Raw genomic sequence first — 14,563 nt, 5'->3', positions numbered from 1 at the left:
TAAAAAAGTGAAAAGTGAGGGAATAGATATGAGTAAACGCAAAATTATAGTAGCATTAGGTGGAAATGCTATTTTATCAACCGACGCTAGTGATAAAGCACAAAAAGAGGCATTAAAAGCAACGGCTGCTTATTTGGTTGAAATTATCAAGCAAGGCAACGAATTAATTATTTCTCATGGAAATGGTCCTCAAGTTGGAAACTTGGTTTTACAACAGCAAGCTGCAGCATCTAAAAGCAATCCAGCAATGCCATTAGATACATGTGTGGCAATGACACAAGGGAGTATCGGCTATTGGCTTCAAAATGCGTTAGAGAATGCATTTAAAAAAGAAGGAATTGAAAAATCAGTGATTTCAGTTGTTAGCCAAGTTGTTGTGGATCAAAATGATGTAGCTTTTATTCATCCAACAAAACCAATTGGTCCATTTTTAACCCAATCAGAGGCCCACGAACAAATGCTTTTAAGTGATGACACTTATCAAGAAGATGCGGGCCGTGGGTGGCGAAAAGTAGTACCTTCACCAAAACCAGTTAGTATTTTAGAATACCCAATTATTAATCAATTGGTTGAAAATGGAGTTGTGACTATTTCAGTTGGTGGTGGTGGTATCCCAGTTATTGAAGCCGAAAATGAATTTGTCGGAGTAGAAGCAGTAATCGACAAAGATTTTGCTTCTCAGAAATTAGCTGAGTTAGTTGAAGCAGATTTACTAGTTATTTTAACCGGTGTAGAACAAGTTTATATAAACTATAACCAACCTAATCAAAAAGCCTTAACGACAGTTACAACCAAAGAGCTCTATCAATACATTCAAGAAAATCAATTTGCGCCAGGTAGTATGTTGCCCAAAATTGAAGCCGCAATTTCCTTTGTAGAGCATAATCCAAAAGGGAAGGCAGTTATTACTTCATTGGAAAATTTAGGCAATTTTAATACAGAAAATGCGGGTACAACGATTGTGAGAGGATAACAATTTATCAGCACAGGAGGGAATTGAAATGGAAAGTCAGTGGTTCTGCATCTAAATTTAGCCAGAGTCATGTTATACTAAAGTATAGCAACACATCAAAGTGGACACAAACTGACTTCGTTTAAGTAAATTGTGTATTGGAAAATTGATTCTCACATTTTTTTCACTAGATCCGCTCTAGATATCATGATTATTTTTCCAAAATATCTATAGGAGTTGAAGTACAGTGCAAAAAAATGAAGTCCAGCTAGAAGAACTAGGCAGCATTCGTAATAACCAAGTTTTTAGTGGGTTTACAGATGACGAATTTGAAAAAATACAAGATCATATGTATTTGCGCCAATATAAAAAGGGTCAAGTTTTATTTGATAATGGTGATTATCGCAATCGAATTTATTTTTTAATTGAAGGTTTAGTTCGAGTAGAACGTTATGATTCCAGTGGAACATTTTGTTATTTAGACTATGTAAAAAAAGAACATTTATTTCCTTATGGTGGTATGTTTTTTGATGAGTTTTATCATTTTTCAGCATATGCAGTCACAGATATTGAAGTCTATTATATTCCCACCGATATTTTTGAAAAAATTAGCAAAGGGAATACAGCACAACTTTTATATTTTTATCAAGCATTATCGACTAATTTAGAAAGCCATGAACTAAAAATTCAATACTGTTTAGCATCCAGTGCTACTGTACGAGTTGTTGAAACCCTAGCTATTTTAATGAAACACCTAGGAGAAAACTATTTTTCAGGAACCATTAGAATTCCTTATCCAATCACATTGAAAGAAATTGCGATTAATAGTGGAACGACACGAGAGACAGCTAGTAATGTGATTAAAACATTAAAAAAAGAAAAGAAGTTAGACTACTGTCAAAAACATTTAATTTTTCAAGATGTCGGCTTTTTTTTAGAAAATGGAGAAATAACATGAATGGTCAGCTCAACCTTTAGTTCAAAATCTAGCTGCTATGATGGTGATTATTTTAAGACTAAAAGAGTAAATAGACTATTAAAGTAGCGTAAGTAAAAGGCTTACGCTACTTTTTGTCATCAAAAAAGGAAGGCACTTAAAGCCTTCCTAAAAAATTATCTTTTTTTATTTTTTTTTCTAAATATGCTTTTTTTAGCAGGTTTTTCATCAAACTCATCATCGTCGTCGAAGTCGTCATCATCAAACTCATCATCGTCGTCGTCGAAGTCGTCATCATCAAACTCATCATCGTCGTCGTCGAAGTCGTCATCATCAAACTCATCATCATCGTCGTCGAAGTCGTCATCATCAAATTCATCATCGTCGTCGTCGAAGTCGTCATCATCAAACTCATCATCGTCGTCGTCGAAGTCGTCATCATCAAACTCATCATCGTCGTCGTCGAAGTCGTCATCATCGAAGTCGTCATCATCAAACTCATCATCGTCGTCGTCGAAGTCGTCATCATCAAACTCATCATTATCGTCGTCGAAGTCGTCATCATCAAATTCATCATCGTCGTCAGAACCTAACTGTGCCATCTCCTCATCAACATTACGATGGTTTAATAGAGAAGCTAAGAACAGATAAAGACTCGCAACAACGGCAACAAAGGCTAAGCCTATGCTAACATAAGATGCTTGAGTTAAGATTGCCATCACGAAGAAAGCAATTGTTACAATACTTATCGTTAACGAAGCCCATTTAACTAAACTAAATTGTTTTTCGGCTAACGTTGAACGTAAGTCTAGTTTATTATCAAGTTCAATCGCTTTATTTTCCAAATAAGCAATATCTTCTTGTGTTTTAGTTGCTAAAATATGTTCTTTTCTAGCTAAGTTTTCTTCGATACCCGTTTTGAACTTTTGGAACTCTTCTTTATAAACTAAGAAAGCTTCACGTTCAGTTTTTAGTTGGTAACGTTCATCAGCCATTTCATTTTCATGCTTTGCTTTTTCAAGAATAATGTCCTTTTCGGCAGCATCTTTAGCTGAAAATACATTTGCTTTTGCAATTTTTAACATGTTTTCAGCTTCATTTTTAGTATTCTCAATCAGTAATTGGGAATCACTACGTGCACTTTCTAAGGCCGTTTTAGCCTGCAATTCAGCTTTTTCCAATTTCTTCTTAGCTTCGCCATTCGCACTATTAATAATATTGCTAGCCATTTTTTTAGCATCTTCAATAGCTTTACTATTTTTTTCTTCAGTTTCAATTGTTGAATGTTCCAAATTTTGCTGTTGCAAGGCCACTTTGGCTTTGATTTCAGATAAAAGTTGTTCAGCTTCACGAGCAGCGCGATCTAATTTTTCTTCAGCAAGAGTTTCAGCATTACGGATAATTTCTTTTTCTTTTTCAGCGATATCTTTTTCTAAAACAGTTTGGCGTTCTTTATAGAATAAATCTAATTTTTCGATTTTTTCTAAATATTTGCGCTCGTACTCTTCATCTTGTTTTCTTTTTTGAGCTTCAATTTCAGCAATTTTTGCTTGCTGTTGTTTATCAAACTGAGCTTGCTTATCTTGATAAGCTTTCTCTAAGTTTGCTTCTTTCTCAGCATATTTAGCCTCAGAAAGATCTTGTTGCTCAGCGTAGATGCCTTCTAGCATTTTTAATTTTTCTTGATATTTTGTTTCAATTTCAATTCTTTTTTCTAATGAAAGATGCTCAATTTCAGCAATTTGTTCATTAAATTGTTTTTGCAGTTGTTCACGATTTTGTTCTTTTTCTTCCTTAATCGTTGCAACTTGCTCGTCGTATTGTTGCTCTAGTTTTTCTTTTAAATTGCGCTCCAAATCTTGTCTATTTTGTTGCGCTTCTTTTTCTTTTTCAAGCATTTCTTGTTCAAAATGTAATTGTTTTTCTTTAAAGTTCGTTTCAAGCTCTTGCAATCGAGCTTTGTACTCAGACTCGGCAGCTTGAGATGGGTTAGGATTTGTTTTTTGAGTGACTTGGAATGGTGTAACAGCCCGTCTAGAAATAGGTTCACGTACAGTTTTTGGTGCACGTTTAATTTCTGAAATAGGCTCAATTACACGTTCTTCAGATTTTATTTGATTAAAAACTAAATCACTTTTAAACGAATCATCATTTTTAGAAGAAATGGTTGTAGGATTTTCAGCCGAATCTTCAGATTGCAAAGCATCCATCAACGCATTTTTTTTGTCTAAAAAATTATGAAGTTTCATTGGGTATTGTTCTCCTTTTCTAATGTATTTGATTGGTATGTTGGTAAGATAAATTACTCCAAATAGTGAACAAAGATACACCCAAAATTGGCTGTATCTTCACTCGGTTTGTGCATACTAGTTTACAGGATACGATTGAAGTCCATTGTATCGTCTTGTTCTTGAGAAGCTCCTTGATTCACACCTTTGTAAAAGTCTGCAAAGTTATTTCTCATTAACTCACTATAAATTGGTTTGATGAAACCTGTGAATTGTTCATTTGAGGTAAATTGATCTTGAAATGCTTTTATTGTATAAGATAAACAGTTGTCCCATTTAGCCGATTTTGAGAAAATTAGATTTGTTTTATTACCTTTTAACAAGTCTTCAATATATGGTTGTAACAGTAAGCTTCCGCCACCAGTGAAAATGATGTGTTGTCCACGAGCATTGATATTGTAGCCGCGTACTGAAAGTTCATCCATAATTTCTTTTTTAACAAAATTTTGTACAACATGAGTAATGAAGCTAGTTGAATCTGAAAATCCTTCAATTGCTCCAATATCCGTAATTTTTCCTTCTAAAATAGCTTGATTGTAGTCAATTCCACGGAAGTTGACGTTTGGATTTTCGATTGCTCTTCTTAATTCAGCTTCAAGAGCGCGCTCTAAGAAGTTAACACCAGCAACGTCAATAGAAAAAGCATTTTTAGCATTTCCTTTATTGTCAAATTCACGGAAGTTCACATTTTGTCCGCCGATGTCTAAAACATAAAGTGAGTAGTAGTCATCAACTTCAGTCATTCTTGGTAACATTGCTTGACCTTCAGGCAACACAATCACATTCGCAAGTTGGAATGAAACTGGCTCCCCGTTTTGTACAAATTCAATGAAACCATCTTTATCGCCATAAATTAGGCGTTGGTAATCTTCTCTACGAAAATTATTTTGGAAATCCGTTGATGGATAACCCAACACTAACAAAATTTCTTCGTCAGGCTCGGTCACAAAATCAGCGATAGTTGCGTAAATACATAATTTGTGGTGTAACGTATTTTTAGTCAATTCAGTGTTATAAGTAGTATCAACACCTTCACCGACCATGTAATAGTGGCCATTTAATTCAAGACGGTATTGACGTAGCGAACTATCTTCTTCTAAAAAGCGTTCTTCAATAATTTCTTCCGTTTTTGATGGGAAAGAATTGACCAATTCTAAGGTTCCGTTATTTGAAAAACAAAAACTCTTTACTTCATTTTTTCCCGGATCAACTACAACTATTTTCATATTAATCTCCCTCTTTTATTTAGATTTTATAATAAATATAATAGCATGGATTCTCTATTTTTACTATTGTAAGGAAAATTTGCCCTTATACTTAATGGTCGCATTTTAATTACTTGAAGTCAATGGGTTTATGTAGAAAAAAGCGAATTATAAGTGTTCATTTTTGCCATTATAAAGGAATAAAAAAAAACAAAGCCAAAATAACAGCTTAAAAGCCTTTGTTTTTAGCATTACATATCATCTTTTTCAAATATGTCTTTTTTTTGACTAAAAATGAAAATTTTTAATTATTGTACCCAAAAGGTTTATACCGTTAATTTTTAAACGAAAAAAATTAATAATGCAGAAAATTATATAAATTTACTTGTTTTTTTATTCGGGTTAAAAGAACTTTTTTGGAGAAAAATCAGCGATAAAAAATAGGAACCCAAAAAGGTACTGCAAAGCAATTTTTTAGAAGATAAAAGGATGTATTATAAAAATAAAAAAATCAAAAATTAATAGAATTTAAAATTGAAAAATTTCTAAAAAATCAGATAGTTAATTATGGTGGTGTTAAGAATCTAGCAAACGAAAAAAAGCTGAGAACGTATTGTCTCAGCCTGATAGTTTAGTTAGTTTACATTTACATCAATTGCTTGATAAAATGCATTTGTTGTATCATAAACATTCCAGACGGCATAAATGACATGGTAGCCAGTTCGGTCATTTGGAATTGAAACTGTGTGTTTAAGAGTTTTTGGCGGAACAGTTCCATTATCATTAACGGATCCAATTTTGTCGAAATTTTTAATATCTAGAGGTTGGCTTTGATTCCAGCCTTGTTTAGTCATATAGTAATCCCAAGTTGCAGTTTTATGATTAGCAGTAAGTGTCCAAGTTAAATCTAAATTTCCTTTAGAAATCGCTGTTTTATACCAACGAGTTGGACTTTGTTGATCTAATGGAGCAAAACCTGCCAAGCCAGCACTAGCTAGTTTACCTGGAATAAATGTGTTTTTTGGAGCTTCGATACTTTGAGGTTCCCATTGAGCTTGCCCTACATTGGTGTTTAAATTCCCACCAGCTGAACTACCTAAAAATGCTCTACTACCGGGAGAAGAAATATACCCATGAGCAAAACTTGGAGTAGCAAAAGCAGTTAACCCTCCGACTAACAAACCAACAACTAAAATAGCTTTAAAGAATCTTTTCTTCATAACGACATAACACTCCTCTTCTTTTTTTGTTTTTTATAGCGCTTACTTACGCTACTATGTAAGTGTAACATGATATAACGTTATAACGAAATGATAACTCTTGTGTTTTAAGAATATTATCAAAAAGATATTGTGAATGATTTGTTATAGCACTAAAGAAGAAGCTATTAGTACGTTTTAAAAGGTCTATGGCTAGGACTTGTTTCGATATTTTTAGTTTATAGATGACTATTTATATAGAAATGAAATAAATTAGCAACTGAATTAAATCGGATATAAATAATGTGAATCTCAAAATATTGTTAATTTTAGTCTAGTAAACAAGAAATATAAAAAGAAATGCAATAACGTATAGCTTGTTGTCGTTACCGTTTCTTTATATTTTGTGAATGGACCCATTAAAATGAGTTTCTTGCTCATAAACTCTACTTAAACTTTACCGGCTGACACTAATATAGCTTGATCAGCTGTTATCTCCACACAGTTAAGGCTAGTTGGAGCAATATCTCCAGTTTTCCATAATTCAGCAAGTGGCTGATTTAATAAATAGGCAAGCATAACTTTAATTGTAATTCGATGGGAAACAATTAAGATTGTTGCGCCTGGATGCTGGTGGATAATCTCGTTTAAAGCTTGTACAGATCGAGTTTGAAACTCAGCAAATGTCTCACCATTTCCATTAGGCTGATAAAGATGAGGGTGATGCCAAAAATTAGTCCAACTTTCAGGGTAACGAGATTGAATGGTCGTTTTATTTTCCCCTTCCCATAGTCCCATATTGATTTCTCTTAAACCTGTTTCTGCTTTGATGGGAAGATTCAATTCTGAAGTCAGAAGATCAGTTGTTTGTTGGGTTCGTGGGCTATCACTGGTGTAACAGTGAGTCAGTCCCATATCTGCTAGTCCTTTAGCTAAGTTTAACGTCTGTTGAATGCCGTGGGCAGTTAAATCTGAGTTTAAATGGCCTTGCATACGCTCATCAAGATTCCATTCAGTCTGTCCATGACGTACAAAATATAAAGTCGTAGTTGTCATTTTATAGCTCCTTTTTAAGTATTCCTTACTTATCTAATGTACAATGAATCGCAAGCTCTGTATAATACAAATTAAAGATTGATTGATAACTTTTATTTATGAGAGGTGAACGAATGAACTTACATGGGTTGCGTCTGTTTTATGAAGTGGCTAAACAAAAAAGTGTCACACAAGCTGCCAAGAAATTAGCTATTAGTCAGCCGGCTGTTACTGCACAGATTAAAAAATTTCAGGAAGAAGAAAATGTAATGTTACTTATTCCAGATGGTCGAGGGATCCAATTGACATCAATCGGTCAAGAAGTCTACCAAGAAGCCCAAAAATTATTTGCGATTGAAAAAACAATCGAAAATCGAATACAAGCATTTACTTTGGATGAGCAATCTTTAATCAAACTTTCAGGAAATTATGTCACGATAAATTATTTGGTACCGCAATGGTTAGCTGAATTTAAAAACCAATATAAGGCTGCTGTTATTCAAGTCGACATGTTAAATACTGCAGATGCAGTTGGAAAATTAGTAAGTAACCAAGTGGATTTTGCCTTTATTGGCGAAGAAGGCGAAAAGTATGCAGAGTTTGTCGAATTGAGAAAAATTGGAATAGACGAGTTTTACTTTGTTGTTGCGCCAGAACACAAATACGCAAATAAAACTATTTCATTAGTGGAATTGGCGAAGGAATCTTTTATTGGTCGAGAAGCAGGAAGTTATACGAGGACCGAGTTAGCGAGCCTCTTTGAAGAAGCTGGGGTAGACGAGCCAATACCTACGCTTCATTATAATGGTGTTCATGAAGCCGTAACTGCGGCAGCATTAGGGTATGGGATTCATTTTTGTTCAGGACTCGTTGTTGCTAAGCAAATTAAAAATGGTGAGCTAGCACGTATTTATACTGAAGAACCAACCAAAAAAAGGGCACTCTATTTATGTACGCGTAAAAAAGATAAATTAAACGGAATGGAGCAATTATTTTTAGATTTTTTAATTGAAAAGCTCCCAAATGACTAGCTTTTCAATTCAATTTGGCAGATTAGTAAAAAAACTTATCAAAACTAAAAGAATATTTAAGTTTTTTTTGGTATACTTTAGAAGTTATGTCTAAATCTATCGATCGTATCAAGAGATTAGGAGGAAATAAATCACAATGAAACAATCTGAAGAAATACTAGGTCTTTCAGCAAATGAAGTGAAAGAGCGTCAGAATAATGGACAACAAAATGACTATCAAGAAAATGTTGCTAAATCAACTAAAATGATTATTAAAGATAATGTTTGGACCCTTTTCAACTTTTTGAATCTGGCTATTGGTGTTTGTTTGGCCGCAGTCGGAGCATTTAGTAACATGGTTTTCCTAGTTATTATTTTAGTTAATATTTTAATTGGTATTTATCAAGAAATTCACGCACGAAATTTAGTTGCTAAGTTGTCGATTATTTCAGAAAGTCGAGTAACGGTTATTCGTTCAGGAAAAAAAGTAGAAATAGCTGCTACGGAGCTAGTTATGGATGATATCGTTTTATTGGCAGCTGGTGAACAAGTTCCTTCTGATATGAAAGTTGTTCAAGGACGTGCAGAAGTAAATGAAGCTTTGTTAACTGGTGAGTCAGAATTGATTGAAAAAACTGCGTCAGATGAACTTCTTTCTGGTAGTTTTCTGTCAAGCGGGCAATGTTACGCTCAAGTCATTCATGTTGGAAAAGATAACTATGCAACACGGATTGCAGAAGAGGCCAAAGTGCATAAGCCACTCCAATCAGAATTAATGAACTCTGTTGCAAAAGTTGCTAAGTTTACTAGTTTCGTGATTATTCCATTAGGACTCGTTCTTTTCTTTGAAGCCTTTTTTATGCGTAGTGATTCGACTCAAGTTGCTGTTGTTTCATCGGCAGCTGCTTTATTAGGAATGTTACCAAAAGGTTTAGTACTCTTAATCAGTATTTCGTTAGCTACAGCCGTAACTAAATTAGCGAATAAACGTATTTTAGTGCAAGATATGTATTCTGTTGAAGTGTTAGCTCATGTAGATACACTTTGTTTAGATAAAACTGGAACGATTACAGAAGGTAAAATGAAAGTCCAAAAAGTAGAAATGTTAAATGATGTGACCGTGACAGACTTTGAAACAATTATGGGAAGTTATTTAGCAGCAAGCCAAGACAATAACATTACGATGCAAGCCATTCGTGATTATTATCAAGAAAATAACCAATATACAGCTACTGATATTTTAGCTTTTTCATCAGAACGTAAATGGGGAGCCATGTATTTAGAAAATATCGGAACTGTTGTACTAGGTGCACCAGAGCGACTTGTGAATGCAGAAAACCTGCCTACTGAGGTCTTAGGAGCACAAGAACAAGGCTACCGAGTATTAATGTTGGCAGTGGCTAAAAATCAAAAAATGGTAGATGCTATTCTTCCAGAACTAGAGCCACTAGCTGTTTTTGAAATTGATGATCCTATTCGTCCTAAAGCCAATGAAACATTAGCTTATTTAAAAGCAGAAGGTGTTGACTTAAAGGTTATCTCTGGTGATAATCCCGTGACAGTTTCAAATATCGCAAGACGTGCAGGTTTAGAAGACTATGCAAATTATATTGATTTATCAAAAGGCTTTAATGATGATGAGGTACGTGAAAGTGCTAGCCGTTACTCAGTCTTTGGACGAGTATCTCCGCAACAAAAGAAAATCTTAGTTAAAGCTTTAAAAGATGATGGACATGTAGTAGCTATGACTGGTGACGGAGTCAATGATGTATTGGCTTTACGTGAAGCCGATTGTAGTATTGCAATGGCAGAGGGAGATAGCGCGACACGTCAAATTGCAAACTTAGTCTTATTAGATTCAGATTTCACAAGTTTACCAGATGTTTTATTTGAAGGACGTCGTGTAGTTAATAATCTTACTAAAGTTGCCAGTATTTTCTTCATTAAAACTATTTATTCTTTCTTATTAGCGTTGATTTGTATTGTAACAAATCTAGCTTTCCCATTTATTCCAATTCAAATTACGTTAATCGATTTAGCCATTGAAGGATATCCATCTTTCTTCCTTTCATTTGAGGGAGATAAAACAAAAGTTCATAAGGGCTTTTTGAAAACAGTTCTAACCAATGCGTTACCAAATGCTTTGTTAGTAATCCTAAATATTGTCGTTGTTTATTTATATAGTCAATCAGCTAATCTAAGTGCTATAGAAACGACAACAGTCATGTATTATCTATTAGTAGGAGTTAGTTTACTAGCAGTTATTCGCGCATGTATGCCGTTTAACCCATTGCGTATTTTCTTGGCGGTAACGACAACAGTAGGAGTTTATGTAGCAGCCTTTTTATTCCAATCGTTGTTGCACATTGACACATTGACAAGTAATACACTGCCTTTATTTTTAATCATGATTACAATTTCAGCAATTATTCGTATAATTGTTGAATTAGTTAAAAAACGTAAAGTAGTGCCACAATTAAATTAAAAATAAAGCACCTATTTAAGAGTTTTTTCTTAAATAGGTGCTTCTTTTAATATTAGACTCTCGTGGAAATGATTGGCGTGCTTCTTTTGGTCTATAGTTGTAATAATCGTAGCAATGTTTTCCCAATCCCTTTTCATTGGAGGATAGCTCCAAAAGTAATATTGTGAGCTAAAATCATCTACTGAAACAGAGCTGAGCAAATCAGTAATGATTAGATCATAGTGTAGAGCCGCTGTTTGATGGTTAAATTCAGCACTTGTTGTAATGGATATTTTTTCTGGAAAATGGCGTAACAATTCATTTCTTAGCAGCGACTCACTAATTCGATCATGGGAGCTAATCAAGCGAACATGGATCTCGTTACAATAACCAAGGACATCTACATAACTACTAAGTAAAATGATTGTACTATGAATATAAAAATTAGGCTGAAGTAGGATTCTTTTAAATGGCTCTTCTTGACAAATAGTTGCTAAAGCATGTTTGGTATTTAAATAAAAGCAAGTGTGTGTCTGTTTTAGCAGGGTTGATAATTTTAAAAATTCACTGGTTTTAGAAAAGGAAGCTTGGAAATAAGTAGCATAAATCGAAATACATAAGAGTTGGTAAAATAATTTTTTATTCGTTAATAAATTTTGAGTTGGATAAATAGTAGAAAGTGAAGATAATAATTTATCAGTTAGTTGGTAAGGAATGGTGTTATTGATTGAATGCCAACTAACAATACCACAGAAATTTAAATCCGATTTATCAAGGTAAGGATAAGTACAAAAAATAAGGGATAAGTAGTCTTTTTCATTTTTTTGATAGTTGCTGGGAACTGTTTTCATTAAATTAAGTGTGATAAATTCAAAATATTCTTCTTTAAATGGATCAATAAAACTATCTTCAATCGAATGAGTAATAAAATTTTTTTGTTGAACTCTAATAAAGCTGATTGCCATCCGATAAGTCAATTTTAATTTTTCAATAGTTGAAAAGTAACTATTTTGACTGCTAATTATATTTTCAACTCGATGAGTGAGCACATGTTTTGGAACGCTCTCAAATGGCCAAAAGCCGCTGTCGCTAGTTGACCAATAGACTAAATAAAAAAATTCGCGAATCCAAACTTCATTTCCGGTTAATTGCAATGTACTAATATTTAGGTGGATACCATTTTTTCTTAATAAAATCGCAATTTTTTTAAGTTTTCGATATAAGGTACTTTTGGAGATAAATAAATGATCAGCAAGTTTTTCAGTAGTTAAATAGGTTGAGTGAAAAAGTTCTGATAATAATTTGAAATCGATTGTTTCTTCTATGTAGATGCTTTCGTATTTTGATAGAGAAGCATGTTCAGTCTTTTTGAGTAAAACACCTTTTGTTTTTTTGCTAATTAATTCAAATTCATTGCCGTAATCATAAAAGATTTGCTTGATTCGATCTATATAACGATAACAAGTATCGATAGAACATTGTAGGTAGTTTGCTAGTTGTTCAACTGTCCATAATTTTTCCTCTTGGTAAAGCAAATGGATTATTTTAAGTTCTCGTTGTTCTGAGCTACTTAATAACTCTTCCATAAATTGGTATCTCCTTTCATAATAAACGTAAAAAAATAGACTTCTTTTAATCAACTTGACTAACAGTAAGCACTAGTAGTTGAAAAGAAGTCTATTTTACCTAGTCTTTTAAATGTAAGATCGCTTTCACAGTTTCTTCCATATCTGCTGATTCAATTACTGCATCATGTAAGATTGGAGCCGTGAATAACTCTGTAACAGAAGCTGGAATTGGAACTTTTGAAAGTGTATTAAGTTGTTGTACAGTACTAAAATCACTAGTTTCTGATGAAATTTCCTTAAATGCAGCCATAACATGTTGTGGAAATTTATATGGACTGGCAGTTGAAACAATTACAGTGGGTGTAGAATCTTTTTCTTGGGCTAAATATTTTTGATAAGCTACAGTAGCTACCCCAGTGTGAGTATCAATTAAATAATCGTGTTCTGAAAAAATAGCTGCAATAGTTTCTTTAACTTCATGTTCAGAAGCTTCTGCTCCATAAAATTCGCTAAGTTGATCGCGCATGGAATCAGTAATTGTATACTCGCCAGATGTTGCCAAATCAGACATACGATTCTTGGTTTCCAGTGTTTCGTTTCCAGCAATATGATAAATTAAGCGTTCAAGATTACTTGAAATTAAAATATCCATTGATGGAGAAGTAGTCACATGGAAAGGTCTATTACGATTGTAAATTCCCGTCGTAAAGAAATCAGTTAAAACGTTATTTTCGTTAGAAGCACAAATCAATTTGTTGATAGGAACTCCAATTTGTTTAGCGTAGTAACCAGCTAAAATATTGCCAAAATTTCCAGTTGGAACAACAAAATTAATTTTATCACCAAGTTTAATTTCTTGGCGCTTAATAAGTTGAGCATATGAATACACATAATAAACAATTTGAGGTACTAAGCGACCAATATTAATTGAGTTCGCTGAAGAAAATTGATAGCCATTTTCAGCTAATTGTGCTTTCAATTCGGAATTATTAAAAATATTTTTTACATTTGTTTGAGCATCATCAAAATTCCCTTTAATTCCAACAACAAACGTGTTGTCGCCTTTTTGAGTGACCATCTGTTTTTCTTGGATTGGACTAACTCCAGATTTTGGATAAAAAACAATTATTTTAGTTCCTGGAACATCAGAAAAACCTGCCATAGCAGCTTTTCCTGTGTCGCCAGATGTTGCTGTTAAAATGACTATATCTCGGTCAACATTATTTTTTTTGGCAGCAACTGTCATAAAATATGGCAAGATAGAGAGTGCAATATCTTTAAAGGCTAAAGTTGCTCCATGAGATAATTCTAAATAATGGGTATCCCCAACTTTTTTTAAAGGCGCAATTGCAGAATCATCAAATTTAGCATCATAGGCGCCGTTAATACAGCTCATTAACTCTTCATCTGTGAAATCGGTTAGAAAAGCTTTTAAGACAATAAAAGCGACCTCTTGGTAGCTTTTAGTAGCTAAGTCTTGGAAATCAAGATTTAGTGTTGGTAGTTCAGTCGGAACATATAATCCTCCGTCAACAGCCAAGCCTTGTAGAATTGCTTGTGAGGCTGTCACCACATTTTCTGCATCTCGTGTACTTCTATAGTTTAAACTCAATTTTTTTCCCCCTGACTTTTTATAAGAAAATAACGGCATCCAACAATTAACAATATATAGTTATCAACTAGGCAAAATTGTTTCCCCTTAACTACAAGTAATGTGCATGTAGCTTTATTCAACTACCTAATTTATTGTTAAAAGTGTGTGTTGTAGTTTAACTCAAAATAAATGATTTCCTTATATTCTAACAGACTTTGAAAGAATTTAGTATGAAAAATTAACAATGTCTTTTTAATTAGCCTGTATAACAAAATATTGTTCATATTAAATTAAAATAATTCGATTTGTAT

Annotated in this window: 10 protein-coding genes; 4 read left to right on the top strand and 6 right to left on the bottom strand. The window is 33.5% G+C overall.

The window, feature by feature from the left end:
- Positions 1–28 precede the first annotated feature (28 nt).
- Together arcC and MHI00_RS15390 are read left to right on the top strand one after the other, a co-directional pair.
- Positions 29–973 (top strand): carbamate kinase, encoded by a 945-nt coding sequence (gene arcC, locus MHI00_RS15395; protein ID WP_341114733.1) that lies wholly within the window; start codon positions 29–31, stop codon positions 971–973.
- A gap of 226 nt (positions 974–1,199) precedes the next feature.
- A complete protein-coding gene (locus MHI00_RS15390) occupies positions 1,200–1,910 on the top strand; it encodes a Crp/Fnr family transcriptional regulator (RefSeq protein ID WP_010054419.1) in 711 nt (236 codons plus the stop codon).
- A gap of 155 nt (positions 1,911–2,065) precedes the next feature.
- Here the strand turns inward: MHI00_RS15390 and MHI00_RS15385 are convergent, their stop codons facing one another.
- From MHI00_RS15385 to MHI00_RS15370, 4 genes are all read right to left on the bottom strand, one after another.
- A complete protein-coding gene (locus MHI00_RS15385; RefSeq protein ID WP_341114731.1) occupies positions 2,066–4,138 on the bottom strand; it encodes a hypothetical protein in 2,073 nt (690 codons plus the stop codon).
- Between the two features lie 122 nt (positions 4,139–4,260).
- Positions 4,261–5,403: a ParM/StbA family protein gene (locus MHI00_RS15380; RefSeq protein ID WP_015075324.1), complete on the bottom strand. Its 1,143-nt coding sequence runs from the start codon at positions 5,401–5,403 to the stop codon at positions 4,261–4,263.
- Between the two features lie 614 nt (positions 5,404–6,017).
- A complete protein-coding gene (locus MHI00_RS15375) occupies positions 6,018–6,602 on the bottom strand; it encodes a lytic polysaccharide monooxygenase (protein ID WP_015075325.1) in 585 nt (194 codons plus the stop codon).
- 429 nt (positions 6,603–7,031) lie between these two features.
- Positions 7,032–7,637 carry a histidine phosphatase family protein gene (locus MHI00_RS15370; protein WP_318589288.1) on the bottom strand — a complete coding sequence of 202 codons (606 nt, stop codon included), beginning with the start codon at positions 7,635–7,637 and terminating at the stop codon, positions 7,032–7,034.
- A gap of 113 nt (positions 7,638–7,750) precedes the next feature.
- Between MHI00_RS15370 and MHI00_RS15365 the strand changes: the two genes are divergently transcribed.
- Entirely contained in the window at positions 7,751–8,647 is an 897-nt protein-coding gene (locus MHI00_RS15365) for a LysR family transcriptional regulator (protein ID WP_015075327.1), read from the top strand.
- 136 nt (positions 8,648–8,783) lie between these two features.
- Positions 8,784–11,111 (top strand): cation-translocating P-type ATPase, encoded by a 2,328-nt coding sequence (locus MHI00_RS15360; RefSeq protein ID WP_341114725.1) that lies wholly within the window; start codon positions 8,784–8,786, stop codon positions 11,109–11,111.
- A gap of 29 nt (positions 11,112–11,140) precedes the next feature.
- Here MHI00_RS15360 and MHI00_RS15355 read toward each other — a convergent pair whose 3' ends face one another.
- Both MHI00_RS15355 and thrC read right to left on the bottom strand, forming a co-directional pair.
- On the bottom strand, positions 11,141–12,676 hold the full coding sequence (locus MHI00_RS15355) for a helix-turn-helix domain-containing protein (protein ID WP_341114723.1): 1,536 nt from the start codon (positions 12,674–12,676) through the stop codon (positions 11,141–11,143).
- A gap of 100 nt (positions 12,677–12,776) precedes the next feature.
- Complete coding sequence (gene thrC / locus MHI00_RS15350; RefSeq protein WP_341114720.1) at positions 12,777–14,270, bottom strand: threonine synthase; 1,494 nt, start codon at positions 14,268–14,270, stop codon at positions 12,777–12,779.
- Positions 14,271–14,563: the final 293 nt, after the last annotated feature.

The sequence above is a fragment of the Carnobacterium sp. FSL E2-0243 genome, from assembly GCF_038003605.1.
In the GTDB taxonomy this organism is placed as follows: domain Bacteria; phylum Bacillota; class Bacilli; order Lactobacillales; family Carnobacteriaceae; genus Carnobacterium; species Carnobacterium maltaromaticum.
The sequence above is the reverse complement of the archived record's forward strand: the minus strand, read 5'-3'. Positions and strand labels throughout refer to the sequence as shown.

Excerpts from the sequence above, each read along its gene's own strand:
- MHI00_RS15360 (WP_341114725.1), top strand. The coding sequence starts at position 8,784 with ATGAAACAATCTGAAGAAATACTAGGTCTTTCAGCAAATGAAGTGAAA.
- MHI00_RS15370 (WP_318589288.1), bottom strand. The coding sequence starts at position 7,637 with ATGACAACTACGACTTTATATTTTGTACGTCATGGACAGACTGAATGG.
- MHI00_RS15385 (WP_341114731.1), bottom strand. The coding sequence starts at position 4,138 with ATGAAACTTCATAATTTTTTAGACAAAAAAAATGCGTTGATGGATGCT.
- MHI00_RS15365 (WP_015075327.1), top strand. The coding sequence starts at position 7,751 with ATGAACTTACATGGGTTGCGTCTGTTTTATGAAGTGGCTAAACAAAAA.
- MHI00_RS15375 (WP_015075325.1), bottom strand. The coding sequence starts at position 6,602 with ATGAAGAAAAGATTCTTTAAAGCTATTTTAGTTGTTGGTTTGTTAGTC.
- MHI00_RS15380 (WP_015075324.1), bottom strand. The coding sequence starts at position 5,403 with ATGAAAATAGTTGTAGTTGATCCGGGAAAAAATGAAGTAAAGAGTTTT.
- arcC (WP_341114733.1), top strand. The coding sequence starts at position 29 with ATGAGTAAACGCAAAATTATAGTAGCATTAGGTGGAAATGCTATTTTA.
- MHI00_RS15355 (WP_341114723.1), bottom strand. The coding sequence starts at position 12,676 with ATGGAAGAGTTATTAAGTAGCTCAGAACAACGAGAACTTAAAATAATC.